The 1714-nt window shown below is 64.1% G+C and carries 1 protein-coding gene and 1 pseudogene; one reads left to right on the top strand and one right to left on the bottom strand.

From position 1 onward, the window contains the following. A pseudogene (locus OC184_RS20050) lies at positions 1-349 on the top strand (IS3 family transposase); the annotation flags it as partial. A 23-nt stretch (positions 350-372) separates the two neighbouring features. On the opposite strand, the gene OC184_RS20045 reads toward OC184_RS20050, so the two are convergent. Further along, positions 373-1542 carry a zinc ribbon domain-containing protein gene (locus OC184_RS20045; RefSeq protein WP_265508938.1) on the bottom strand — a complete coding sequence of 390 codons (1170 nt, stop codon included), beginning with the start codon at positions 1540-1542 and terminating at the stop codon, positions 373-375. Positions 1543-1714 lie beyond the last annotated feature (172 nt).

Below are 1714 nucleotides of genomic sequence, written 5' to 3'. Positions count from 1 at the left end.
TGATCGGGAAATCATCGCCTGGCGGGCCGTGGTGAACGCCGGGATCAGCGGCTCCGACATCCGCGACATCATGCTCGAAGCCGACGAACGCCGCTTTGGCGCATACTGTGCGCCGTCGGTCATCGAGATGCTGACGGACAATGGGTCGCCCTACATCGCGAAGAACACGCAGATCTTCGCCCGCCAGCTGGGCCTGAAGCCTTGCTTCACGCCGGTAAAGAGCCCGCAGAGCAATGGCATCTCGGAAGCCTTCGTGAAGACGCTGAAGCGCGACTATGTCCAGGTGACGCCGTTGCCAGATGCCCAGACCGTTTTCGGATTGGTCGGAGGCTGGGTCGAGGACTACAACGCTGCTGCATAACACCCATCTCTCTATGTTGTTGAGGGGAATAGGTTCTTCTGGTCGGGATGCGGTCCTGCGGGGTGTTTTGCCCTTTGCTTGGCCTCGAAAGCGACGTGTTGTGCCTGTGGTGTGGCAAGTTCGGACCGGTTGAAGAGCCACGGTCCGTCGGAAAGGGGATGATCGCCTTTGACCACTCCGGTCTCGGCCGCGATCCTCAGTGTCTTCGGCGATACGCCGAGCAGGCGCGCAGCGTCGGTTAGATTGAGCCACGGCTCGATGCCATCGGGAGCCGGGCGGAAGACCGGGATCTTGTGATGCGAGCGGAGGGACGTGACCCGCTCGCGTGTCCAGCGGTTGCCATGGCCTGTCAGCAGGCCGTTTCGGTTGAGGATGCCAGCAATCAGATCGTCGGAGGCAATGAGTACCAGCTGGCGCACCGCGGCAATGGTCTCGGAAGCGATGCTGTTGCGCTGCCCCCGGCGCCGCTTCGGCAGGCGCAGTTCTGTATGCGCACCGCCAATCCAGTGGACCAGCAGGACGATCTCGGGGGCCGTGTCGTCGAGATCGGCAACCACCTCCTGGATGACGGTGCGGACGATCCGCTTCTTGAGCCGGGCATCCGTTGTCGGTGCCGCCCAGACCGCCCGAAGGTTCGTCCCAATTCTGGTGGTGTCGAGTGCCGCCAGGGAAGATGATCCTGGGGCGGCGGCATCGTGCTCCGCAATCCTGGCCTCGACCGTCGCGACTTGCGTGAGGGCACGGTTCCACCGCGTCTCCAACTCCCCGGCCACCAGCCGGTTCGCAGGATCGGCGGCATCGTATTGCCGGAATGCCCGATCGGCGTGGTAGCGGGCAGCCTCGAGGTCGCGCACCAAGGCCTCGCGAACCTGATCCTGGCGGCTGACAGTCTGCGTCTCGGCCTCCATGGCGGCAGCGATAGCTCCGGGTTCGACCACCCGCAGCAATGCCTCCTCGATGGCATCATCGACACGCAAGCCGCCGAAGGCAATGCAACGTGGCTCGCCGTTGTCGAGCAGACCCCGCCAGCAGGAATAGCGCGGGATGGTGTGATTGGCGCCAGTGTAGCGGAGCGTCAGCTTGCGGCCACAGCGCCGACAGCGCAACAGGCCGGCCAGCAGAGCCTCGCCGTGCTTGGGCGCTCCGTGATGCCGGCTTAAGGGGATGTTATTGCTGACCATCGTGCGGATTGCTTCTGCCCGTTCCCAACTGACATAGCCTTCATGCGCGCCCCGGGCTTCAGCGCCAGCCAATCGCCGCGTGGCTTTCGGCGGCTGCCGGTTCGCGGAACGGTCGCATCGTGCTTCGGCACCACGCAAGTCTTACCATAAGCATAGGCGCCGCCGTAGACCG

The organism is Paracoccus rhizosphaerae, from assembly GCF_026162645.1.
GTDB classification, from domain to species: domain Bacteria; phylum Pseudomonadota; class Alphaproteobacteria; order Rhodobacterales; family Rhodobacteraceae; genus Paracoccus; species Paracoccus rhizosphaerae.
The sequence above is the reverse complement of the archived record's forward strand: the minus strand, read 5'-3'. Positions and strand labels throughout refer to the sequence as shown.

Coding starts and splice junctions, on each gene's coding strand:
- OC184_RS20045 (WP_265508938.1), bottom strand. CDS start 1,542: ATGGTCAGCAATAACATCCCCTTAAGCCGGCATCACGGAGCGCCCAAG.